Origin of the sequence: Ruania rhizosphaerae, assembly GCF_009805705.1 — a bacterium.
Classification (GTDB): domain Bacteria; phylum Actinomycetota; class Actinomycetes; order Actinomycetales; family Beutenbergiaceae; genus Ruania; species Ruania rhizosphaerae.
This window is the reverse complement of record NZ_VSMB01000007.1, coordinates 75,643-97,815: the sequence shown is the minus strand read 5'-3', so window position 1 is coordinate 97,815 and position 22,173 is coordinate 75,643. Positions and strand designations below refer to the sequence as shown.

18 protein-coding genes and 4 tRNA genes are annotated in these 22,173 nt (G+C 67.7%); 11 read left to right on the top strand and 11 right to left on the bottom strand.

What is annotated here, in order from left to right; translation table 11 throughout:
- Nucleotides 1–39: 39 nt before the first annotated feature.
- The 5 genes from FV560_RS11395 to FV560_RS11375 form a co-directional block, all read right to left on the bottom strand.
- Entirely contained in the window at nucleotides 40–1,899 is a 1,860-nt protein-coding gene (locus tag FV560_RS11395) for a heparinase II/III domain-containing protein (protein ID WP_159621660.1), read from the bottom strand.
- 50 nt (nucleotides 1,900–1,949) lie between these two features.
- Nucleotides 1,950–2,465 (bottom strand): SecDF P1 head subdomain-containing protein, encoded by a 516-nt coding sequence (locus FV560_RS11390; RefSeq protein ID WP_159621659.1) that lies wholly within the window; start codon nucleotides 2,463–2,465, stop codon nucleotides 1,950–1,952.
- A 37-nt stretch (nucleotides 2,466–2,502) separates the two neighbouring features.
- Entirely contained in the window at nucleotides 2,503–3,150 is a 648-nt protein-coding gene (locus FV560_RS11385) for an SIMPL domain-containing protein (protein ID WP_159621658.1), read from the bottom strand.
- 534 nt (nucleotides 3,151–3,684) lie between these two features.
- Nucleotides 3,685–4,470 (bottom strand): glucosamine-6-phosphate deaminase, encoded by a 786-nt coding sequence (nagB, locus tag FV560_RS11380; RefSeq protein WP_159621657.1) that lies wholly within the window; start codon nucleotides 4,468–4,470, stop codon nucleotides 3,685–3,687.
- A 90-nt stretch (nucleotides 4,471–4,560) separates the two neighbouring features.
- Entirely contained in the window at nucleotides 4,561–4,824 is a 264-nt protein-coding gene (locus FV560_RS11375) for a GlsB/YeaQ/YmgE family stress response membrane protein (protein ID WP_159621656.1), read from the bottom strand.
- A gap of 190 nt (nucleotides 4,825–5,014) precedes the next feature.
- Here FV560_RS11375 and FV560_RS11370 point away from each other — a divergent pair, with 190 nt between their 5' ends.
- Together FV560_RS11370 and FV560_RS11365 are read left to right on the top strand one after the other, a co-directional pair.
- Entirely contained in the window at nucleotides 5,015–5,680 is a 666-nt protein-coding gene (locus FV560_RS11370) for a HEAT repeat domain-containing protein (protein WP_159621655.1), read from the top strand.
- Nucleotides 5,667–6,656: a HEAT repeat domain-containing protein gene (locus FV560_RS11365; RefSeq protein ID WP_159621654.1), complete on the top strand. Its 990-nt coding sequence runs from the start codon at nucleotides 5,667–5,669 to the stop codon at nucleotides 6,654–6,656. Before FV560_RS11370 ends, FV560_RS11365 begins: the two co-directional genes overlap by 14 nt.
- A 63-nt stretch (nucleotides 6,657–6,719) precedes the next feature.
- Here the strand turns inward: FV560_RS11365 and FV560_RS11360 are convergent, their stop codons facing one another.
- From FV560_RS11360 to msrB, 3 genes are read right to left on the bottom strand one after another with little or no spacing between them, the layout of a single operon-like run.
- Nucleotides 6,720–7,592, bottom strand: coding sequence for an EamA family transporter (locus FV560_RS11360; RefSeq protein ID WP_235020073.1), 873 nt, complete (start codon nucleotides 7,590–7,592; stop codon nucleotides 6,720–6,722).
- Nucleotides 7,589–8,359 (bottom strand): endonuclease/exonuclease/phosphatase family protein, encoded by a 771-nt coding sequence (locus FV560_RS11355; RefSeq protein WP_159621652.1) that lies wholly within the window; start codon nucleotides 8,357–8,359, stop codon nucleotides 7,589–7,591. Before FV560_RS11355 ends, FV560_RS11360 begins: the two co-directional genes overlap by 4 nt.
- The gene (gene msrB, locus FV560_RS11350; protein ID WP_193496887.1) at nucleotides 8,356–8,769 is read right to left on the bottom strand and encodes a peptide-methionine (R)-S-oxide reductase MsrB; all 414 of its coding nucleotides are present in this window, start codon (nucleotides 8,767–8,769) and stop codon (nucleotides 8,356–8,358) included. Before msrB ends, FV560_RS11355 begins: the two co-directional genes overlap by 4 nt.
- Nucleotides 8,770–8,977: 208 nt before the next feature.
- Between msrB and surE the strand changes: the two genes are divergently transcribed.
- Both surE and galE read left to right on the top strand, forming a co-directional pair.
- Nucleotides 8,978–9,754: a 5'/3'-nucleotidase SurE gene (gene surE, locus FV560_RS11345; protein ID WP_159621651.1), complete on the top strand. Its 777-nt coding sequence runs from the start codon at nucleotides 8,978–8,980 to the stop codon at nucleotides 9,752–9,754.
- Nucleotides 9,751–10,716 carry a UDP-glucose 4-epimerase GalE gene (gene galE / locus FV560_RS11340; protein ID WP_159621650.1) on the top strand — a complete coding sequence of 322 codons (966 nt, stop codon included), beginning with the start codon at nucleotides 9,751–9,753 and terminating at the stop codon, nucleotides 10,714–10,716. Before surE ends, galE begins: the two co-directional genes overlap by 4 nt.
- Before the next feature lie 95 nt (nucleotides 10,717–10,811).
- On the opposite strand, the gene FV560_RS11335 is transcribed toward galE, so the two are convergent.
- Nucleotides 10,812–11,162 (bottom strand): metallopeptidase family protein, encoded by a 351-nt coding sequence (locus FV560_RS11335; protein WP_200837633.1) that lies wholly within the window; start codon nucleotides 11,160–11,162, stop codon nucleotides 10,812–10,814.
- A 187-nt stretch (nucleotides 11,163–11,349) separates the two neighbouring features.
- Here FV560_RS11335 and FV560_RS11330 point away from each other — a divergent pair, with 187 nt between their 5' ends.
- The 4 genes from FV560_RS11330 (at nucleotide 11,350) to FV560_RS11315 (ending at nucleotide 12,671) form a co-directional block, all read left to right on the top strand.
- Nucleotides 11,350–12,195, top strand: coding sequence for an META domain-containing protein (locus FV560_RS11330; protein WP_159621648.1), 846 nt, complete (start codon nucleotides 11,350–11,352; stop codon nucleotides 12,193–12,195).
- Between the two features lie 183 nt (nucleotides 12,196–12,378).
- Nucleotides 12,379–12,451: transfer RNA gene (locus FV560_RS11325), tRNA-Glu, on the top strand.
- Between the two features lie 28 nt (nucleotides 12,452–12,479).
- Nucleotides 12,480–12,553 (top strand) — tRNA-Asp (locus FV560_RS11320).
- Between the two features lie 45 nt (nucleotides 12,554–12,598).
- Nucleotides 12,599–12,671: transfer RNA gene (locus tag FV560_RS11315), tRNA-Phe, on the top strand.
- 340 nt (nucleotides 12,672–13,011) lie between these two features.
- Here the strand turns inward: FV560_RS11315 and FV560_RS11310 are convergent.
- Nucleotides 13,012–15,042, bottom strand: a complete 2,031-nt coding sequence (locus FV560_RS11310; protein WP_159621647.1) for a DUF7507 domain-containing protein — start codon at nucleotides 15,040–15,042, stop codon at nucleotides 13,012–13,014.
- A 457-nt stretch (nucleotides 15,043–15,499) separates the two neighbouring features.
- Between FV560_RS11310 and FV560_RS11305 the strand changes: the two genes are divergently transcribed.
- A tRNA-Phe gene (locus FV560_RS11305) sits at nucleotides 15,500–15,590 on the top strand.
- Nucleotides 15,591–15,655: 65 nt separating this feature from the next.
- On the opposite strand, the gene FV560_RS11300 is transcribed toward FV560_RS11305, so the two are convergent.
- Entirely contained in the window at nucleotides 15,656–18,991 is a 3,336-nt protein-coding gene (locus tag FV560_RS11300) for a glycosyl hydrolase family 28-related protein (protein WP_159621646.1), read from the bottom strand.
- A 475-nt stretch (nucleotides 18,992–19,466) separates the two neighbouring features.
- On the opposite strand from FV560_RS11300, the gene FV560_RS11295 reads away from it, so the two are divergent.
- Nucleotides 19,467–20,510: a LacI family DNA-binding transcriptional regulator gene (locus FV560_RS11295; protein ID WP_235020086.1), complete on the top strand. Its 1,044-nt coding sequence runs from the start codon at nucleotides 19,467–19,469 to the stop codon at nucleotides 20,508–20,510.
- A gap of 240 nt (nucleotides 20,511–20,750) precedes the next feature.
- Nucleotides 20,751–22,157, top strand: a complete 1,407-nt coding sequence (locus FV560_RS11290; RefSeq protein WP_159621644.1) for an ABC transporter substrate-binding protein — start codon at nucleotides 20,751–20,753, stop codon at nucleotides 22,155–22,157.
- The last annotated feature ends 16 nt before the right edge of the window (nucleotides 22,158–22,173 follow it).

Genomic DNA, 22,173 nt, shown 5'->3' with positions numbered 1-22,173 from the left:
TCCCCGGCCGGCAGCCTGGCAGGCCGAGACTCAGGGACGTCACCGACGCTCGACGCGAAGCGCGACCGATCCGCGGGTACGGCGCCCCAGTCGCAGCTCCAGCCGAGTGAGCGCGGTTCCCCAGACGCTGGTGAGCATCGGGTCCTCCAGGTGCCGTTCGGTCAGGTTCACACCGTCGACGTCCCCGGTCCAGACGATCCGGACCGGCGCACCGCCCGCGAGCGGCACCACGTCGATGCGCCCGTGCCCCACGCGGGTGACCTCACCGGCGATCATCCAGTGCAGGCAGGACTCGGCGTGCACCGGCTCGGTGAACGCCCAGTCGTCCTCGACGATGCATGACCCGTCCGCGTTCAGCGCGAGGGTTCTCACCCAGTGGTCGAGCCCGGTGTCGGGGTAGGCCGCGGCGAGGTCGAGGCTCATCGTCACCGTGTCGCCGTCCAGAGCATGAGAGAAGCCACGGGCCCGGCGGGCACGCCCGGGTGTCTGCTCGTGCCCGGCGACCACGGGCACGTTGTGCCACCGGCTCTGCATGGCCCAGAACTCATACCGCTCCGGTCCGAACATCCCGGCGCTGTACGTCAGGCGACCGGGATCGACGAGGACGGGGACGCCGTCGGAGGCCACGATGACCGACCCGACATCGTTGTGGTTGTGGCTCTCGGCATTGTGCCCGCCCTTGAGCACGGCCACCAGGCCCTCGGCGCGCCCCGGGTGTTCACGTACGAGCCCGATCTGCACATCCGGAAGCCACACCTGCCCCACCAACGGCGGATCGGCCGAGCCGGCCGCACCGCTACCGAGCGCCTCCAGACCGCCGACCACCCGGGCGAGGTTCATCGGCCACTCGGCCGACAACTCCGACGGCGCCCACTGGCTGAGTGCGTACCGCCTGGCATCGTCGTCGCCGATCCGGTGCGCCCAACGCAGCAGCACGTCCCAGGGCACGTTCGCCTGCGGCCGGGCCGCGGCATCGGCAACGTTCACGTGCCACGGGCCGCCGAGATGCATCCGGTGCGGGAAGGCGATGGATGCCCGGATCGCCGGTATCTCCGCCGCACTCAACCGACCGCCGGTCACGCGCTCGAGCACATCGAGCGCTTCCAGGGCGCGACCCACACCCTCCCACCAGTACCCGTAGCCCTCGTCGACCGAGCCGTCCTCAGGGATGCTCACCAGGTATCGGTCCAGTCCGCCGATCGCCCTGGCCACCGTGGCGGTGCGGCGCGGTCCGGCCGGGAGGAGCTGAATCGCAGCAGCGAGCACATTGCCGCAGATCCACGGGCACCAGTTGTTCATCTCACTGGTCAGCCAGTGCCAGTCCCGGTCCAGGAACGGTTCGAGCACCCGCCGGCTGCTCTCTGCCCGCACCCGCTCCCGTAGCCCCGGGAACGCATCGTCCAGATCGTCACCGAGCAGCCTGTCCACCCAGGCGAGCTGGGCGGCGATCTCCCCGGCGCCCAGATCCAGCCACGGCTCGACCGGCGGGACCACGCTGCCACGGCGCTCAGGGCCAGGGTCGTGTGCAACCCAGCACCAGGACGTCTGCTCGCACAGCAGCAGGACGCCGTCCGCGACCTCGTCCAGCAGTGGCAACCGGTCGCCGTCGAGGGCTGCGGCGGCCCGCACCACGGCGCGGGTGAGACGAGCTTGCCGCGCCCGCACCAGGTCTTCGTGTGCGGTCCGGATGCCGTCACGATGGAAGCGGGCGTAGTGGGAGGCCTGCGGCGAGGGCCACGGCGTGCCGCTCTCGCGCGCGGCCTGGTCGGCGAGCGCGGCGGACACGGGGCCGGTCCAGCCGGCCGTAGGGCCCGGCAACGCCGGCGCGAGTATCCCTGCGAGCGCGTCAGGGTCGAGGAGCGGCCGCCAGGCGGTCACGAGTGGGCCAGATGAGGTCACGGCTCAAGGCAATCGCCTCCGGGCAGGGGCGTCAACTCGCCCCGCACCGCTCAGCCGGCGCCGTCCACGAAGGCACGCGCGTGCGCCTCATGCCAACCCCTGATGGTCAGTTCCCCCGTGGGGACACGCTCCACCACCACGGGCGCGGAGACGACCTCACCAGCGACGACCATCGCCAGTCTCTCCCGATCCTCTGCAGCCGCCAGCGCCTCGGTGAGATCTGCGAATGCGGCCGCATCGTCCGGCAGGAGGGCGATGGTGACCACGGTCTCGTCGGTGATCTGCCCGGCGTCGCTGACTGCGCTCCCGAGCTCGATCTCCTGCACGGCGGTTACCTCGAAGCCCTCACCGAGTGCGAAACACTCGGAGTGGTCCGGACCGGGCACATAGCCCTCGTCGCAATCCGGCCCGGCCACATCATCGGCCGGCGCGAACGTCAGCGGCTCGGCCAGCGTGACCTCACCGGGATCATCCGCACAGCCGCCGAGCAGCAGCCCGATTCCCACGACAGCCGCCCCGAGCCGCCACCTGCCTGGATCCATCCCCATCGCCCCCGTCGTTGCCATGCGTCCACGATATCCAGCCAACGCAGACCCGCAATCGTCAGTCGCTGACGAAGTCCGCACTCACTTCGGCCGTGACGTCCACATCGCCCGCCTTCAGGTCCGGTGCCTGCGAGGCGGGCGCTCCCGCGCGGGACGCGAAGGCCTGCGTCGCCGCACCTCCGGACGCATGGGGGCGCAGGCCGGGTTCGAATACGGCCTCCAGGCGGGGCTCGCCCAGTCCGAGCGCGGCAGCGTAGTCGCGCGCCCGCACGACGGCGTCCCGCACCGCGTCCTGTCGCGTCGTCTTCTCCGCGGCGCGGCGGGTGGCCTGCGTCAGCTCCCAGCTGATGCCCGCTACCGAGATCCCCTCGAGGGCTCCGATCTCGGTGACCCAGGCGGACAAGATGTCGAAGTCCTGGAAGCGGACGGTCACCGACGCCGAGCTGCGGAACTTGGTGATCGTCGTATCGGAGTCCTTGCGGTACTCCTTGAAGGGCGAGGCCTGGACGCGGTCGGCGCCCCACCAGGTGGCGGCACCGGACTCCTGATGACGCCGCGCCTGCTCTGTCACCTGACGGTGCACCTCGATCGTGCGCGTCAGCACGGCGCCGCGGTCCCGGCCCTCGAACGTGACGTGCAGGCGCAACTGCGCCCGCTCCGGAGGACGAGACCGGGTGGCCGTTCCGTACACGCTGAACATCGTCATGTGCGAAATCATCCCACAAATCGGGCCGGAACAGTGCTCTCGCCACGAAAATGCGGGCGCGCCATCGACATATCCGATGACGCGAGAACAAGAGAATCTAAGCGCGCAGGATCAACTCAGGTAATCTGTGCACAATGCCTGCGTATTCTCGGTGCAGTGGTGACACGAATGTGCTATCAACGCGCACCGAGAACTCGTGCGTTGAGGATTCCGATGATCGACCGCGGGCCGACCACGTCGGCCGGGCCCACGGCATGAGCCCGGCCGACGTACCCCAGACGTGAGCGCACCGCAGGAGGTGGTGCGCTCAGTCACCTACCTCAGAGGCCAAGGCCGCCCAGGAGGCCGAGAACGATGGAGAGGACGGGCTCGATGAGTCCGAGAATGGTGTCCAGCATGAAGAGTCTCCTTCTCTCATTTTTCGGACGACATAACGGAAATCATGCCGTTCGCCCGTGGGCGATGGCACTACTCTGCCCGTTCCCTATACGACCGGTCAAGACCAGAATTCGTGAACATCGCGTAACGGCTGATCTACAGGCCCTGCCACGCGGGCTTGGTCTCATAGGTCTCGCGATAGTAGTCCGCCAACTGGAGCCGGGCGGCGGCCGCCGGATCGACGAGGACCGAGACATGCGGGTGGTGCTGCAGCACCGACGCCGGCCACATCGCCGAGACGGGTCCCTCGACCATCTGGTGGATCGCCTCAGCCTTGTGCCGCCCGGTGGCCACGAGCACCAGGTGACGCGCGGCCTGGATGGTCGCCAGCCCCTGGGTCAGGCAGTGGGTGGGGACCTTGTCGATCTGATCGTCGAAGAAGCGGGCATTGTCCACCCGGGTCTGCCGCGTGAGGGTCTTGATCCGGGTGCGCGAGGCCAGCGACGAGCCGGGCTCATTGAACGCGATGTGCCCGTCGGTACCGATCCCGAGGATCTGCAGGTCCACACCACCGGCCGCGGCGATCGCCTCCTCGTAGGCCGCGCAGGCCGCCGGGATGTCCTGCGCGAGACCGTCCGGTCCCTGCACGGCACCATCGGCGAAGTCGACGCGCCCCACCAACTCGGTCTCGATCACGTTCCGATAGCGCTGCGGATGATCCGCCGGCAGGCCCACGTACTCGTCCAGCAGGAAGGCCCGGGCCCTGGCGAAACTCACCTCACCCTGCTCGTGACGACGGACGAGCTCGTCGTAGACAGCGAGGGGTGAAGAGCCGGTGGCCAGTCCTAGTACGGCGTCCGGCTTCCGCTTGAGCAAAGCCACGATGGCATCGGCGACGATCCGCGCACTCTCGGCAGGTCCGGGCTGAATGATCAGTTCCATGGGCCCAGTCTCACAGAACACCGACACTCGGACATAGCAGGGCCCCGTGATGGACGTTGCCACCACGGGGCCCTGCTCACGGGACGGGCTCTAGGACTTCTTCCTGCCTGTCACACCCATGAACACTCCGAGCAAGACGATCGCCGCCACCACCGAGATGGCCAGACGGATCCAATCGATACCCGACGTGTTGTCCACGCCGAGCCAGCCTGCGACGAGGTACCCGATCAGTGCGCCGGCGATCCCGACGAGGATCGTCCAGAGCACCCCGATCTTCTGCTCACCCGGCTTGAAGAGTCGCGCCAGCACACCGACGATGGCGCCGAAGACGATGAGGCCGATGACTTCACCCATGTGCGTCCGTCCGTTCTCTCAGCCGCTCAAGGGCGGCGCGCGGGCGCTCGCCGCGCGCGTTCAGCGTGCCACAGCGCGCCGCATCTCGCCGGTCGAACGGGCCCGCGCCGAGCGCGACCGGGCTCACCATTGGCGGCACTTGACCTTCACACGGTGACAACCCCTGTGATGACTGCAGGAGGTACACACCATGACCGCACCACAGCCCGACGCCACTACCCGGATCCACCGCGCTCTCGCCGCACCAGACCCCTCGATCCGGCAGCGCGCCGCCATGCTCGCCGGAACCTACCCGGCGCGCAAGCACGTCGATCCCCTCATCACGCGGTGCGCCGTGGAGCCGGACTTCTTCGTGCGCGACATGCTCACCTGGGCCCTGACCCGGCAGCCTGAGCACCTGACCGTGCCGCGGCTGCTGGCGCAGCTGGAAGCACCGCAGCCGCAGGCGCGCAGCCAGGCACTGCACACACTCTCCAAGATCGGTGCCGCGCGCACCTGGCCGGCCGTGCGTGGTCTCCTGAACGACCACGACGACGAGGTGGCCCGAAGCGCCTGGCGAGCGGCCGCCGTCGTGGCCCCTGCGCACGCCCGGGACGAGACGATCGAGACGCTGGCTACTCAGCTAGGCCGTGGTGACACGGACATGCAGCTGAGCCTGAGCCGGGCGCTGATCGCGCTGGCCGACTCCGCCGAGAGCACCCTGGATGAAGTGCTACGCACCGCCGCCAGCCACCCGGCCATGAGTGACCATGCGGCGGCCACGCAGCTCCTGTGGGCCGATCCGGACGCCGGATTCGCGATCGATCACGCGCGGAAGGTCCGCGCCCTGGCAGGATCGCCGCATGCTGATCGGTGAGGTCTCCCGCCGCTCGGGGGTGAGCGCCCGGATGCTCCGGCACTACGACACCCTCGGCCTGGTGCGCCCCACGGGGCGCACCAGCAGCGGATACCGGGAGTACTCCGCCGAGGACTTCGAGCGCATCCTGCACGTGGAGGGGCTGCGATCCCTTGGCCTGTCCCTGCGCCAGATCGAACGCGTCTTGCAGGATCCCGGCGCCACGCCGTCAGCACTGGTCGGCGAGCTGATCGAGCAGGCCGAGCAACGACTGGTCCGGGAACAAGAACTACTGGACCGGCTCCGTGCCGTACAGCACCGGGACTCGCCCGCTTGGGAGGACGCGTTGCAGATCGTGGCGCTCCTGGGTGCCCTGACCTCCCGTCACCCGACCAAGCGGCAGCGGGCCGCCCTCGCCGATGGCGGCACACCCGCCACGCTCGCGGCCGCCGTGCTCACCGAGGGCGAGCTGAACACGGCCGGTGCGTTGCGCTGGGCGCTCGCCCGCAGCGGCCCGGAGGCTGTTGCCCACCTGGCCTCCGGTCTCGACTCCCCCGATGTCGAGGTGCGTCGGCGAGCGGTCCGGGCGTTGGCGGCACTACCCGACGACCGCGCCGCCGCGCTGCTGGTGCGGGCGGTGGCCGATCCGGATGCCGACGTGCGCCAGCACGCCGCCCTGACCGTGGGCGCGCGCGGGGTGCCGGCCGCGACGGACACACTGATCGCGATGGTGCTGGACGGTCCGAACGACGTCGAAGCCGCAGAGGCGCTCGCCGTGCTGGCGCGCGAGGGTGCACACGAGATCGCGACTCGCCTGTCCACCGCCGTGGCGGACGCCGATTCCGGCTCACGCCGCCGGATCGCGCAGGCGCTGGCGGAACTACCACCGCAGCAGGCGATCCCCGTGCTGACCGAGCTCAGCCACGATCGGGACCCGGCCGTCGCCCTGACAGCCACCTCCGTGATCCGGACCCTGCGTGATCCGGACCCTCGCTGACGGACGAAACTGACGACCCTCAGCGATTCCATGCCGCATGTGGCACGGCATCGCTCAGGGACGTCACTTCGGTCCCGGTCGCTTCTTCGGCGCCGAGATCCAGACGGCGGCACTCACCGCGAGCGTGCCCACCACCTCACCCCAGGTGGGGACCTGCCGCAGCACGACGACCCCGATCACCGTGGCAGAGACCGGCAGCAGCGCGTTCAGCAGGGCGAAGGTGGCCGTACCGAGCCGCTTCAAGGTCACCTGGTCGAGCGAGTACGGGATCACCGTCGAGAGCAGCCCCACACCGAGGAGCAGGAGCCCGATCGGCCAGGTCAGCTCGGTCAGTGTGCCGCCGGCGAGGAAGGGGGCGTAGAGGACGGAGGCGACCGTGAGACCGAGCGCGAGCGAGGCGCTGCCGCTGCGACGGCTCACGATCCGGCCACCGATCACCATGTAGCCCGCCCAGAGCACCCCGGCTCCGAGGGCGGCGGCCAGTCCCAAGGCGAGCTCCGCCGTCGCGGGATGCCCGGCCCAGTCAAGCCCGACGAGGGAGATCGCGAGCACCCCGAGCGCCGCCAGCACCACGGCGAGCCGGTGCCGCAGCCCGCGTCCACCCACGGCGGCGACGACCACCGGACCGGCGAACTCAAGCGCCACCGCCGCCCCGAGCGGCAGATGATCGATGGCGATGTAGAACAGGATGTTCATGCCGAGCAGAACCAACCCGAACAGGGCAGTCTGCCCGACCGTGCGGCGGGTCCACGGCCACCGCCAGGGGCGCACCACGAGCAGCAGCACGAGTGCCCCGACGGCGCCCCTCGCCCAGGCCACGGAGGGTGCCGGGATCGTGGCGTACAGCCCGACGGCGAGCGCCGCACCGAGGTACTGGCTGACGCCGGCGGTCAGGAACAGTGCGGGGGCCGGGACGCGGTCCAGGCGCGAGGTCACCACGTCAGGGTCACCGCCAGGGGGCGGTGGTCGGAGATGCGCAGGCGCCGGGCGTTGACCTGGGCAACCTGCGCGTTGCGCACGAGGACGTGGTCGAGCTGACGGCGCGGCTCGTGTGCGGGGAAGGTGAGCGCACGGGGAAAGTGGTAGCCACGGGCGAACGGGCTCACGGCCCAGGGATCGAGGTTCAGGTCACCGCAGATGAGACCCGGCCCATCGGGGACGAGCCCGTCCATCGCGCGGATCAGTCGCGAGAGCTGGGCGGCCGCCATCGGGGCGAACAGCGACAGGTGAGTGGAACACACCGCCACCAACCCAGCGGGAGTACTGAGCACGGCTGCGAGCGCTGCCCGGGGCTCGTCCTCCCAGCGGGCGATCGTCCCGGAGTGCCACGAAGGCAACGGCACGGGGACGCGTGGATGGTGCAGCACGAACCACGCGAGGATCGGGTGGCGCGAGAGCAACGCCAGGCCGTAGGCGGGGCCGGGATGGTCTCCTGAGCGGGCCGGACTGTGCCTCGTTCGGGAGCGCACGTCCCCGGTGAGGGTGGCTGCGTAGCGCACATGTGGAAGGCCAAGCGCATCAGCGACGATCCCCGCCTGGTCCTGCCTTCCGCTGCGAGGCTGCCCGCGGTCGACCTCCTGCAGCGCGACCACGTCCGCCTCGATCCCGGCCACTGCGGAGGCGAGCGTGGCGGCGTCGGTGGGCTGCGCCGTCGAGCCATTCAGACCACGCTGGAGGTTGAGGGTGAGGGCCTGAAACCTCACGCCTGGTCGGTCTCGCCCGCAGTGTCGAAGGTCAGGGAGACCGAGTTCATGCAGTACCGGTCGCCGGTGGGGGTCTGCGGGGCATCCTCGAACACGTGACCGAGGTGGGAGCCACACCGGGCGCACCGCACCTCGGTGCGCACCATGCCGTGGCTGCGGTCCTCGATCAGCTCGACGGCGTCGGAGTCCTGCGGGGCATAGAAGCTGGGCCAGCCGCAGTGGGAGTCGAACTTCGTGGTGGAGCGGAAGAGCTCGTTCCCGCAGGCACGGCAGCGGTAGACGCCTTCCCGGTTCTCGTGCAGCAGTTCCCCGGTGCCGGCCCGCTCCGTGCCCGCTTGGCGTAGCACCGTGAACTCCATCGGGTTCAGCTCGGCGCGCCATTCGTCCTCGGACTTGCTTACCTCGTACATGGTCTCCATCCTCCCACCGGCTACTGGAGTCTGCCGTCGATCCGGCCCTCGCGGGCCCCACCCGAAATCGCTCGTCGATCTGGCGGTGGCCCCGTGACGGTCAACCGCCAGATCGACGAGGAATTCCCGGTGGCGGCGGGGAACGAGGTCCGAGGAGGGGGCAGAATAGATCCGGCAGCCGGACTACCCCTTGGAGAGTGCCTCACCCATGCGTGTGCTCATCACGAACGACGACGGAATCGACTCCCCAGGGCTGACAATCCTGGCGCACGTGGCCGCCGACGCCGGGCACGAGGTGCTCGTCGCGGCCCCGAACAAGGAGTACTCCGGCTTCTCCGCCGGACTCCAGGGCGAACAGGAGGAGTCGGGCAACCTGCGCCAAAGCCCCGGGCGCCCACCCGGGCTGCGGCAGGAGATCGAGGCGATCGGGGTCCACGGTAGCCCCGCGCTCATCTCCGTCGTGGCCGGGATGGGCGGGCTCGGCCCGCGCCCCGACCTGGTGCTCTCTGGTATCAACCTCGGTCCCAACGTGGGCCCCGCGATCTTGCACTCCGGCACGGTCGGCGCGGCACTGGCCGCGGCCGCCCAGGGCATCGCGGCGGTGGCGTTCTCGATCACCGGCCGCGAGATCGTCCATTCCGAGACGGCGACCGCGGTGGTCTCGACGGCGTTCGAGTGGGTCACCAGTCACCCGCAGGACGGGCGCGTGCTCAACATCAACATCCCGGACGTACCGAAGGCGGACCTGCATGGGCTGCGCACGGCGCAGCCGGCCCGATTCACTCTGGAGGACGGCGAACGGGAACGCCAGGTGACGAGCATGCTGTTCCGCCCCTTCTCCAGCGACGACGTCACCTTCGCTGCGGACTCCGACGCCGGCTTGCTGGCGCAGGGCTGGGCGACCGCGACCCTGCTGCGCTCCCACATCCACGACGAGAGCGCCGCGACGATGCCCGGATTCGATACTCAGGAGGTCATGCGATGACATGGTTGGTGACCGGCGGCGCCGGCTATATCGGGGCGCACGTGGTGCGTGCGTTCACCAGGGCCGGGATCGACGTCGTGGTGGTGGACAACCTCGCCAGCGGTATCGAGTCCTTCGTACCGGAGGGAGTCCCGTTCGAGCAGATCTCCATCCTGGACACCGAGCGGCTCACCCAGGTGCTGCGTGAGCATGACTGCCAGGGCGTGGTGCACGTGGCCGGGTTCAAGTACGCGGGCGTCAGCGTGCAGCGCCCCCTGCACACCTACAGCCAGAACGTCACCGGCACCATCAGCGTGCTCGAAGCGATGGCCGCGGCCGGGGTGGGTTCAATCGTGTTCTCCTCCTCCGCTGCCACCTACGGCACGCCGAGTGTGGACCTGGTCACGGAGGAGACCGCCACCACACCGGAGTCGCCCTACGGGGAGTCCAAGCTGATCGGCGAATGGCTGCTCGCCGACCAAGCCCGGGCCACCGGGCTGCTGCACACGTCGCTGCGGTACTTCAACGTGGTCGGGTCCGGTTCGCCGGAGCTGCGGGATGCCTCACCCCACAACCTGTTCCCGCTGGTGATGGATGCGCTGGCCGAGGGCCGCACCCCGAAGATCATGGGCACCGACTACGACACCCCGGACGGCACGTGCGTGCGGGACTACATCCACGTCAGCGATCTCGCCGAGGCCCACGTGAACGCCGCCAAGGCGCTGGCCCAGGGCCAGCGGCTGCAGCCCGTGTACAACCTCGGCAGCGGCGACGGTGTCTCGGTGCGGCAGATCATGGACACGATCGCGGCGGTGACCGGGATCGACTTCGAACCTGAGCTGGTGGAGCGCCGTCCTGGCGACCCGGCACGAATCGTCGCATCCGGTGAGGCCGCGGCACGTGACCTGGGGTGGCGGATGACGCACACGCTGGAGGAGATGGTCGCCAGCGCGTGGACGGCGCGCCAGGCCGCCGGCGCCTGAGGGCCACACCGTATGACAGAGGTTCGGCAGTCTGACCTGCCGCCGGCTCCTGCGGAAGGTGGGTCAGACTGCCGGTGGTGGGTCAGACGTGGCGCTCAACCCCAGCCGAGTTCGTGCAGACGCTGGTCGTCGATGCCGAAGTGGTGGGCGATCTCGTGAATGACGGTGACGGCCACCTCTTCGGCGACCTCGTCGACCGACTCACAGAACCGCAGCGTGGGGTTGCGATAGATCGTGATGCGGTCGGGTAGCGATCCTGCAGCCCACCACTCCCCGCGTTCAGTCAGCGGGGTGCCCTCGTATAGTCCGAGCAGGCCCGGATCCTCGGCCTCGGGCGGGGGCTCGTCCTCGACCAGCACCACCACGTTGTCGATGTGCTGGGCGAGCTCCGGCGGCACGAGGTCCAGGCCCTCGCCGACCGCCTCCTCGAAGTCTTCCCGGGACATCTCGATCACATCGGCCAGTCTCTCATCAGGGGCGTCGGTGACGTGCCCTGAGTGTCGGTAGCGTCCCCCGAGTAACGTCGGGTGCTGCCCACCTCGCCACCATCGCCTCGCCTGGAAAGTTCACCCCCACCCAGCGACCTCCACCGGTCGGACGCAACACGGCAGCCACGTCCGACACAGGAGCGGTATGAGCAGACGTCTCACCACCATCACGACGCTACTGTGCACCGCGATGGCGCTGTCCGGCTGCGGCGGCGCTATCTCCGGCGACCAGCCGTCCGCTACCGCGCCCGACGGCGAACCAGCCGCCTCTGAACTCGTCGGGCTCTGGCGGGTCGAAGCTGACGACCTGGAGGCTGACACCTGGGTGCAGGTCGGCTCCTCGTTCTCGCCGATGAGCCTGACAGTCTGGAGTCAGGACTGCACGCAAACCGGGATGTGGCGGGCTCGTGCCGGCACACTGCTCACGCAGGTCGACTCCTGGTCCGGGACGTGCGACGGCCCGGAGACCCCCTGGCTCGAGAACGCGACCCGATTCACGACCTCCGGCCAGGACGTCATCCTGACGGATGGTGCCGGCCAAGAGACGGCACGGCTGACGGTCGACGGCACCCCACCACCGAACCCGGACGTCCCCGATGAGCTCCGCGAGCAGCCCGAGCTCACCGAGGAGCAGCGTGCCGAGACCGATGCCACTCCGGAGCCCCTGCCCGACGGCGCGGAACCTGCCACCGGCGAGGACGTGCTGGGGCGGTGGGTCCCGACGGAGGAGTACTCGACCGAGCCGTATCTGGAGTTGTCCGAGGACGGCGCGTGGTCCGGATCCGACGGCTGCAACCATGTCGGCGGCCGCTGGGCGATGGTGACCGACGGCAGCCTCCTGACCGTTTCCGGTGCGCAGACGCTCATCGGCTGCGAGGGGCACGACTTCGGCGCCCCGATGGCGCAGGCGGCCTGGCTGGTCGTCGAGGGTGAGCGCCTGACGTTCTACGGCGACGAGGGCCAGGTTCTCGACGAAGCGACCCGTGCCTGAGGTCAGGTCCGTACGCGTGCCGGACTCCGCCGTCCTGGGGCTCGGGAAGGGGCTCACGAAGGCCCACGACGGCGTCCCTCACCAGCGTGCTCCACGTCACTCTGACCCGTTTTGCCCCGGCGCACTCCGGTGTCGTATGATTTCCGAGGTTCTGGGGCGTCGGACGGCGTCACGGGCAACCGGGCCCCCATCGTCTAGCGGCCTAGGACCCCGCCCTTTCACGGCGGTAGCACGGGTTCGAATCCCGTTGGGGGTACGGCACAATTTCATAGCAAGACACGCGAGGCCCCGTAGCTCAGTTGGTTAGAGCGCCGCCCTGTCACGGCGGAGGCCGCCGGTTCAAGTCCGGTCGGGGTCGCGGTTCAATCGCCCGGTCACCACCATGACCGGGCGATTGTGTCAAGGCTCTGTAGCTCAGTTGGTAGAGCGTTCGACTGAAAATCGAAAGGTCACCGGATCGACGCCGGTCGGAGCCACCGAAGAAGTAGCACCAGCAGAACGACCTAGCCCCGCCCGGCACTCCCGGAGCGGGGCTGAGTTGTCTCCAGCCACCGACAACTCACGGAGGCGGCGTACGTAGCGCGCCCTTTCACGACGAGGAACCGTTCAACTCGCCACACAGCGCTGTGCGGCCCATGTCGGCCGTCGCTGCCCACCGTCAGGGACCACCCCTCAGCCTCACGCCTGTACCCACGCGTCACCAACGCGATCAGCCAGACCACCAGACCATCTCGGCAGTCGAATCGCCCGTGCATGCTCGTAGGCCGTCGGCGGAGGGCCCTACTGGTCCCTCCCCCGACGGCCTACATCGAGGCGCTAGGCCTTGGCTACCCGAGCGCCGCGGCCGACGACCAATCCGCCGCCAAGAACCAGAAGAACGGCTGCTGCGATGCCCCACGGGGCAGCATCCACCCCGGTCGCGGCGAGTTCCGAACCCGGCGTCAGCACTGTAGCCGTGGACGGCGTCGATTCGATCGACGGCCCGGTTGGAGGGGCCCCCACAACAGTGGCCGTGTTGCTGATCGACCCAGCGTCGAGGTCAGCCTGTGTAACCTCATACGTAGCGGTGCAGGAGATCTCCGCACCGGGTGCCAGGGATGCGACGCCATCTGGGCAGGATGTCGCTGAAAGCGTCCCCGTCCCCGTGAACTCGCCCTCGTTCACCGTCACATCCGTCAACGTCACGTTGCCCGTGTTCGTCACCTGGAACGAGTAGGTGATGACCTGTCCAACCTGAGTCACCTCCTCGACGTCCGCAGTCTTGATGACCGAGATACCAGGTGCCGGCTCCGAGGACACCTCAACCGTGGACGGCGGCGACTCAATCGGAGGCCCCGTCGGCGGAACACCCACAGCCGTCGCAGTATTCACCGTGCTGCCCCGATCAACATCCGCCTGCGTCAGCGTGTACGTCGCTGTGAACGTCGTCGAATCCTCCGGCTCCAGCGTCGCCACCGACCCCGGCGTGAGCGACCCAAGCTCACCCGAACCAGTGAACTCACCCTCGTTCACCGTCACATCCGTCAACGTCACGTTGCCCGTGTTCGTCACCAAGAACGAATACGTCAGCTCCTCACCCGCCTCAGCAGGCGACTCACCCGCCGTATCCACCGACTTCACGATCGTCAGGTCGGAGATGGGGTTGGTGGTGCACGCAGTTTCCGCCGGCTCGCACGACGTCGGCGGTGTCGTCCCGGTCGGAACGACGAAATTCGAAAGCTGGTGATCGCCTGTCGCTGGGTCGTTGATGGTCACTGCATAGGTGATCGTCGACTGTCCCCCCTCGGTGAGGGTGCCGCTGATCCGGAAGGACCCGTTGGCGATGGGGTCGATCGTGAGAGGGTCACCGGATGAGACGGCGGGTTGGCTGACGACTGTCGCGTCGTCAGCCACGGACGACAGATCATCTGTCAGGTCGACCTCGGCAGGCGCCGTTCCCTCGATGTTCGCCAGAGTGATCGAGTACAACACGGTCTGACCAAGCGCCACCGGGGTGCCCGACGCGGGATCAGAGGACTTCGCAATCGTCAGGTCGGAGCACAGGCCGCTGTCCTGTGGCGAGGTGGCACCGTAGAACGGGAGCCCGGTCGTTGCGACAGTCGTGGTCTCCACCGGGTCCGTCGATGGCTCCGAGGGAACGGAGGCGATCTCGTAGATGGTTCCGTTCGATCCGGCGAGGTAGACCCGTCCGCCGCTCTGCGCTGCGCCGTATGACTCAGGAACAGTCCCGACTTGAGTCATCGAGTTGTCGGGAGCGATCCGGAAGAGTGCGTTGCCACTCGGCCCAGAGCCTACGGCGAGGACATCTCCATCTGGGAGCGAGAGAAAGTCGCCCGCAGATGCGAAACCATCCGGGAATTCTGCGGGATAGGGTGTCGCGACTCCAGTCTGCGGATCGATCTGGAGGATCTGCTGCCCAGCCGTGTCGCCCGTATCTGCAGAACCGACGAGGAGCGAGCCGTCTGCGAGTGCACTCAGTGCGTTCGCGAAGTAGTCGCTCGATGGGAGGCCAGAGATCTCGACCGTGTCCGTCTCCTCGCCCGTATCAGGGTCGATGGTGTAAAGCGTTGACGTCAAAGGCTCGTCGGGAGCCCTGCCGGGAGATATGCCGTAGAGTTCGAGGCCGTCGCTCGAAAAGGCGATATCGGTATAGATGCGCGCGGCGTCAACACTCTCGTTGAGGTCGCCAGTGGTCGAGTACTGGTTGATCACCGGCGACGAGGCAGATCCGGTGTTGAGATAGAGGGTTCCTGGAGCACACGTCGGTGCCGCCTGCGCCGACTGGGTTGGCGCGAGCCCTCCCACGACTGTGAGCCCCGCGAGGACGAGCGCCAATAGCACTGTCACGGCCGTGCGGCGAGTCCACGCAGATGTGACTCCACCTGGGTGTTGAGAAGATCGGTGGTCGTCGTGCATGGGGATCCTTCCGGCGAGGAGGGCAACCGTCCCGCGGCTCATGACCACAGGCGATTGGCGAACTGGCCTGGCACAGATTCTGGGGCAAATCCAGTGCACGTGCGCGGGACGTGAAGACTCGGATCAGCCAAAGAACACGAGTGCGATCTTGACACAACGTTGCGGGACACGCCAGGCTCCGATGCGACCGCCGCACAGCGCGCCGCGCTGCCGACTTCGTCCGCATGCGTCGATCGTGCGTGAGGGCCTGGACCCTCCCCGACCTGGGATTCCCCCGCCGTCGCCACCGGCGACGGTCAGGACTACCAGCCGTTCGCCCCTGAGCGCTGCACCCAGCTGGCCACGTAGGAGCGCCTGAGTGACAAGAGCCGCCTTCATCCGACCGGTAGTCGCGTTCACTGGCGAGGTCAATGATCCTCGCTGTCGAGCGCGTTCGACTGAAAATCGAAAGGTCACCGGATCGACGCCGGTCGGAGCCATACCTTGGCCGACGTCAGCCTCTTGCTCGACGCCGGCCAAGGTGGTCACTCGTGCGCGGGCAGACTCAGCGCTCACCAACCCGGCGCCGAACGATCAGGCCCACGCTCACGAGCAGTGTCACCACGAGCATGGCTATTGCTATCGAGGCGCCAGAGTCGGCTAGCGCACCCGGAAGGGACTCGCCGTCGCGCGTCGATGGTGGGCCCGCTTGGGTGGGGCCAGCGCCCGACCCCTCGGCCTCGGATGCGTCACCGTCGCGGTCCGTCGGCTCAGGGTCGATCGGCTCAGGGTCCGTCGGCTCAGGGTCGATCGGCTCAGGGTCAATCGGCGCATCCGGGCTACATCCGTCCTGAGGCAGGCTGCCAGTGCCCGGGTCCCCGTGGTCCTTACGCACGTTCCACGCGGCGCAGTGGGGATCTCCATCGTCTCCGGATACCTCAAACGTCTGCGCATTGCCGACGTTCGCGATGACCAGGGCTTGCGCAGCGTCGGGGCCGAGCCGGACCTGAGGCGCGTCGTCGTGCAGGTAGGAAGCACTCAGATGCAGGGATCCGCCGGTCACGTCGAATGCGCCCTCGGAAGAGATCCACTGGCTGACCGTGACCTCACCGCTGCCGTGCAGATTGCTGCCACCCCGGGCAGCCCAGGCGAGGGTTTGGTGGAGTTGCAGGCTACCTGTGAAGTCCTCAGACACGTCCAGGTAGCGCTTGTCTCCCGGGTCATCCGAGAGATCGATCGCCACCAGCTCGGAGTTGACCAGCACGAGACCGGACCCGCTACCGGTGGCGACGATGGCCCGTTCGGAATTGTCGACACCATGACCGAGCACGAGTAGGTCGGAACTGGTACCCGCGAGCACCAGCCCATCGGCCATGCCGAAACTGAAGTTGTTGACCATCGTCACTGCAGTCGCCCCGTCCATCCGCAGCCCGGTGGCCTGGCTTGGTGGCGTTTGCATCCACCAGTCCGGCGGCGGCGAGTTGTACTCTCGCTCCCCGTCCTGCCAGTCTCCGACGGAGTTCAGTACGTTCGCGACGTAGCCGCCAGTGCCGGAGTGAGTGATGAAAGTATCGAGTCCCATCCCGGAGGCATAGTCCACCACGACATCCTGCCCGGTGACCTCGATGCCTTGCCGCGAATTCGGTAGCGTCACGTCCACGACCCACGAATCATCACCCCGGGCGCTGATAGTGACCGGATAGTCGATCGGGTCGACATGATCCTGGAACGGGTAGAAGACGCTCAGCCCTCGCACCCCCGCGCCGTCGGCGAGGTCGAGGAGGGCAGGACTGGATTGCCCTTCACTGGCATAAGCCACCAGCACGGTCCCACGTGGTGCGTTCCCGTAATGATGCGGGCCCTCCCAACTTCCTCGCAGCTCGACGCCGTCAGGTACCTGGAGCGGTTGGGTGATGCGGTAGCGACCCGCCGGTGCATAGACGGTGCCTCCCCCGGCCGAGCCAGCGTCCTGAAGAGCTGCCTGGAAGGCCGCGGTGTCGTCGTGCGCTCCGTTGCCGCGGGCGCCGTGGTCGGTCACCAGCACCACGGTGTCGCTGCCCGGATCCGGATAGCGATCCACTGGAGGCGCGGCATCGGTCAGGTCGGGGATGCTTGGCAGATCGGCCGGCGCCCAGGTGCCGGTGTCGATCTGCACATCCGCGGTGTCAGCTGTCTCGTCTGTCACGGCATCCGCGTCAGTTGCGAACTCGTTGCCGAGGATCGCAGCAGAGCTCACCTCGTCGGAGAGCAGGACTGCGGGACTGGCGGCAGTGAATGCGTTCCCGGTGAGCTGGACAGTACCGGCCATGGCGGTTACCGCGTGCTGATCCCACGAAACAAACTCCGACTCGGTGACAACCACGGACCCATCACCCTCAAGCAGAACCGGCTGGCCCTGCGGGGCCTCGAACGTGGTCTGCGCCAGGGAGATCGTCTGTGGATCGCTCAGGCCGCTGCTGGCGTGCACCCCGATACCGCCGGGCGTGTGGATGGTGGCGTCTGTCACCACGACACCGATCGGACTGGCCTCGACCAGGTCGAGGCCGACCGCGCCGTTGGTGATGGTCAGGTCCCACACCTGCCCATTGGCCAGACCGTGTTCGCTACGTGCGGTACGCAGTGCCGCGGCGTAGCTGTCGAAGGAGAGCGTAGAAAAGTAGAACCAGTCGTACTTGTAGGCCGTGATGCCGACGGCGTTCGCTCGCAGGTGTGCAGCGACGTCCTCGGAGGCGGGACCTCCAGGCCATTCCGCCCAGTAGCGCGGTCCCATATGTACGTGCTGGACCTGACCGATGTCGTAGATCCCATCGAAGGCCATGCCCTCGTCCAGGAATGTGCCGTGGACGTTCCGCACGAAATGGCGGGCCGCCACGGCAACGTTGACGCCTCGGTAGGAGTTGACGAACGTGAGGTTGGTCAGGTTCGGCCCGTAGTATCCGTTGTCGTTGCGCCCGTCGGCGTTCTGAATGGTCCATGGATAGGCGACGACGTTCGTCGGGTCGTCCTGCTCGGGATACCAGATGCTCAGGTCGCGGATGGTCGAGCCACTGCGGGTGGTGAGGAAGGCGGTTCCATCTCCCTGGCCGCGACCAGAATAGGCTGCGAGCACGGTGCCCTCGCCTATTCCGCCCTCGTCCGGGCTGGCCCAGTCTCCGCGCAACGTCACGGCCGCAGGGACGTCCAAGGTGCCGTGGATGTCGAACTGGCCGACTGGTGCGAACACTGTGCCTCCCCCGTTCGCATGCGCGGCGTTCATGGCGGACTGGAGCGCGTGCGTGTCGTCGACGCCGTCGTCGGGATGCGCACCGAAGTCACGCACGTCATACTCAGCGATCGGTACGTCATGACTGCCTAGGCTCACCGGCATGAGCCGGGCCTGTGGCTCCGGTTGCTGCCGCAGCCGCAGGTCATCGATGCGCACGCTGATAGGTTCCGGGGAAAAGTTGAAGAGCCGGAAGAAGTTGATCGCACTGAGGTCCGGATCGCCGGCAACGCCAGCATTGGCCAGGTCTAGGCTGACCAGGTTCCACCCGTCATTGAGGTTGGGGATCAGGTCGATCATGCGCCACTCATACTGGTCAGAGTCGGGGCCACCGGAGCTGGTGAGTTCGACTCGTCCCTCACCGTCACCGAGTGCGGAGACATCCTCGACCCAATACCAGAACTCCAGCACCGCCTCATCACGGCTGAGGCCCGTGTCCACGGGGTCCAGGTTGAGCATGAACTGCACTTCGTTGCCACCGTCGGTCAGCTCGATACTGGCCGAGCCCTCCTGATACTCGTCGGTATTCAGGCTCAGTACGTTCCCCCATCCGGTCTCCCAATCCTCCAGGGAGTCAGCGCTGCTCAGCGTGACCCCCGGGCTGCTCGCACCAGGCGCTGCGCTTGCCGGCATGGTCATGCCGTGCATGACCCCAAGCACCAGCAGCCCAGTGGCCACTATCGATACGACGTGACGCCAGGGATCGCGCCATGGGGAACCAGCGCATCGGGGCAGGTGCTCCGATGCGCTCGGGGTGTTGTGCTGCAGACGCATCCTTGCGCTCCCTCCGACCCATAGGGCCGTGTGTACTGATCAGAGATGATCATGAACATTGCTGAACGTTCATGACGCCGTTGTACAGTGGAGTGTGGTGCTGGACAGTGAGCGATGTCAAGGTCCCGGCTCAGGAGGACGGGCGTCCGCACGGCCTCTGGACAAGCCGTCTGCGACGGCTCCTGCTGCGTGAATCTCGTAGCGGACGGGGTTTTCTCCGTCGCACGGGGTGCCGTACCGCCGTCGCGTCGACTGACGGTGCACGGCACGCGCGGTAGCCTGCGTTCAAGAGTTCATGAAACGGACGGGATGAGTGGGGCCCATGGTGGAGACCGTGACGATGCGCGATGTGGCGCAGCGGGCAGGGGTGTCGGCTGGCACTGTTTCGCGAGTGCTGAACGGGCACGAGAACGTCGCAGGCCCCCTGCGCGATCGCGTGCTGGCCGCAGTCCGGGAAACTGGATACGCCACCGACCGGGCGGGCCGGGTACGGAGCCAGCGAAGCGGCGAGCGCGTCCACGAGATCGGGTTCCTGCTTTCCCTCCCCTACCTGGCTCACCAGGACGGCGGACTCATGTCGCCGTTCTGGGCGCACATCTTGCAGGGCGCCCAAGCCGAAGCCCACCGCTCTGGGGCCAGCGTGACGTACGAGGCTCTGCCCGGGGACGCACGAGCACTCCCCCAGCGAGAAGAGGGGCCGCGACGCTTCGGCAGCGCGTTGCTGACTGGCTCGGCACCACCCGAACTGGTTCGCTCCATGCTCTCTTCCGGGCTACCACTCGTTCTGGTGGACAACTACCTGCCGACACTGGCGGTGGACTCGATCCTCGCCAACTACGCCTACGGCAGCGAGCTCGCGGTGACCGTCCTGCTCGAGTACGGGCACCGGGACATCGCCTTCGTGGGCGGCCCGCTACAGCAGCAGGGCGGCATCCGGCACGCGGTTTCCACCGTGGAGTTGCGGGCAGTCGGCTACCGGAACGCACTCGCGCAGTTCGGTGTTCCCTTTCGGCCGCAGATCACCGAGGCCTGTGACCTCACCCCAGACGGTGGCTACCAGGCCATGCGACGCCTGCTGCACGCGGACCAGCACTTCAGCGCGGTGTTCTGCGCGAATGACCCGACAGCCTCCGGTGTACTGCGCGCCCTCGCCGAGGCCGGCTTGGAGGTTCCACGCGACGTCTCGGTGGTGGGATGCGACGACGAGCTCGGAGCGGTCATGGCGCCTCCGTTGACCACTGTCCGACTGGACAAGCAGGCGATGGGCGCGGAGGCCGTGCGGCGACTGCAGTACCGGCGCGATAACCCGACGGCGGCGCCGGTCACCATCATGACCCCGGTCGAGCTCGTCAACAGGGCCTCCGTAGCCACACCGCCAGCCTGACTCTGTCGCCGCGCGTCTGAGCGGTGCGATAACTTCGGCCGCGATCAGTACAACCACTGTTCATGAACAGGTCCGGCGCGCCCTGGTCGCACGCAGGTCTGACCCTGCCGCGAACAGGCGGCCTCGCGCACTGACTGCTCGCTCAGAACCCGCAGTCCGGTATCGCCGAGCCAGCTCGGTTGACACCGCGTTGAACGCCGACCACACTATGAACGATCGCCGTGAACAATCATGAACACGGTGAACAGATCCGTCGCCGCTGATGGTGACGACATGATCACGCCGTCGATGGCGGCAGGAGATCCCCCGCGGGGTCAGAAATGCGAGGAAGAGATGATCATCGGACGACGACGACGACGGACGACCGCACTCTTGGTCACCGGCATTGCGGCTGCGACATTGGCAGCCTGCGGCAGCGGGGATGGCGGCGAGAGCAGCAGTGACGCTGAACTGGTGATCCTGGTCCACAGCAACGCCCCCACCGATGCCGTGCTGGAGCAGATCAACAGGGACTTCGAGGCAGAGAACCCCGGCGTGACCGTGCGCCTGGACACGGTACCGACGGACCAGTACACGACAACTCTGAACTCACGGATGGCGGCCGGTGCGGCCGACATCGTCGAGGGCGACACCGTCCAGCCAATGCCCGGCTACATCGAGGGGGTGCCTGAGCACTCCTTCGTGGAAGGCGTCCAGGCCGGGAACTACGTAGACCTGACGGACCAGGAATGGCTGGACCGGTTCTTCCCCGACACGATCGAGGACATGCAGATTGAGGACAGCACTTGGGCTGTCCCCACCGGCTCCACCGTGGTCAACGGGATCTACTACAACATCGACCTGTTCGACGAGCACGGTATCGACGTCCCCAGGACCTGGAGCGAGTTCGTCGCCGCTGGCGAGACCCTCCAGGATGCCGGCGTGACGCCGCTGCTGCTGGGCGGCAGCGAGCGCTGGCCGGTGGGGCTGCCCAACCTCGGGCTGATCCATAGCACCTACCCGGACCTGGCCGAGTTGGACGAGGCCCTCTGGACCAACCCTGAGGTACTCCTGGAGGACGAAGCGATCTCAGTGCTGGAGAAGCTGCGTGCGCTCTACAGCCTCGCGCAGGACAACTTCGCCGGTGTCTCCTACGAGACCTTGCCCGCCGAGTTCGCCGCCGGCAACGCGGCCATGCTCCCGGACGGTTCCTGGACTGCACCGGTCATCGAGGATGCTGGGCCCGACTTCGAGTTCGGCTACTTCCCTTTGCCAGGCAGCGAGAACCCGGCTCAGAACGTCTTCGGGTACAAGCCGGAGTTCGTCTTCTCAGTGCCCTCGAACGCCGAGAACACCGAGCTGGCCACCCAGTGGTTGGAGTTCTACAGCCGACCCGACAACTATGCCGCCTTCATCGAGGCCAGCGGCTTCCTGCCGTTGCAGCCGGACGTCGAGTCGACGGCGTTCGTGGCTGGTCTGGGCGACGAGCTGGAACGGATGACGCCTCAGTGGGAGACCTTCCACCATGGCAACGAGCTGGCCGGGGAGTACACACCCTTCTACTTCGAGGGCCTGGCGCCCATGGGCCGGTTCGACGACCCGGATGAGCTCGCCCAACGCATCTACGACGACTGGACCGCAGGGCTGGAAGCGGCCGGGGTCAGCTGAGCAGATGTCGAACCCG

What these genes read in the sequence shown, in the direction of transcription:
- FV560_RS11375 (WP_159621656.1), bottom strand. Translation starts at nt 4,824, where the DNA reads ATGGGTGAAGTCATCGGCCTCATCGTCTTCGGCGCCATCGTCGGTGTG.
- FV560_RS11390 (WP_159621659.1), bottom strand. Translation starts at nt 2,465, where the DNA reads ATGGCAACGACGGGGGCGATGGGGATGGATCCAGGCAGGTGGCGGCTC.
- FV560_RS11330 (WP_159621648.1), top strand. Translation starts at nt 11,350, where the DNA reads ATGAGCAGACGTCTCACCACCATCACGACGCTACTGTGCACCGCGATG.
- FV560_RS11385 (WP_159621658.1), bottom strand. Translation starts at nt 3,150, where the DNA reads ATGACGATGTTCAGCGTGTACGGAACGGCCACCCGGTCTCGTCCTCCG.
- FV560_RS11300 (WP_159621646.1), bottom strand. Translation starts at nt 18,991, where the DNA reads ATGACCATGCCGGCAAGCGCAGCGCCTGGTGCGAGCAGCCCGGGGGTC.
- FV560_RS11370 (WP_159621655.1), top strand. Translation starts at nt 5,015, where the DNA reads ATGACCGCACCACAGCCCGACGCCACTACCCGGATCCACCGCGCTCTC.
- FV560_RS11365 (WP_159621654.1), top strand. Translation starts at nt 5,667, where the DNA reads ATGCTGATCGGTGAGGTCTCCCGCCGCTCGGGGGTGAGCGCCCGGATG.
- galE (WP_159621650.1), top strand. Translation starts at nt 9,751, where the DNA reads ATGACATGGTTGGTGACCGGCGGCGCCGGCTATATCGGGGCGCACGTG.
- FV560_RS11335 (WP_200837633.1), bottom strand. Translation starts at nt 11,162, where the DNA reads ATGTCCCGGGAAGACTTCGAGGAGGCGGTCGGCGAGGGCCTGGACCTC.
- nagB (WP_159621657.1), bottom strand. Translation starts at nt 4,470, where the DNA reads ATGGAACTGATCATTCAGCCCGGACCTGCCGAGAGTGCGCGGATCGTC.
- FV560_RS11295 (WP_235020086.1), top strand. Translation starts at nt 19,467, where the DNA reads ATGCGCGATGTGGCGCAGCGGGCAGGGGTGTCGGCTGGCACTGTTTCG.
- msrB (WP_193496887.1), bottom strand. Translation starts at nt 8,769, where the DNA reads ATGTACGAGGTAAGCAAGTCCGAGGACGAATGGCGCGCCGAGCTGAAC.
- surE (WP_159621651.1), top strand. Translation starts at nt 8,978, where the DNA reads ATGCGTGTGCTCATCACGAACGACGACGGAATCGACTCCCCAGGGCTG.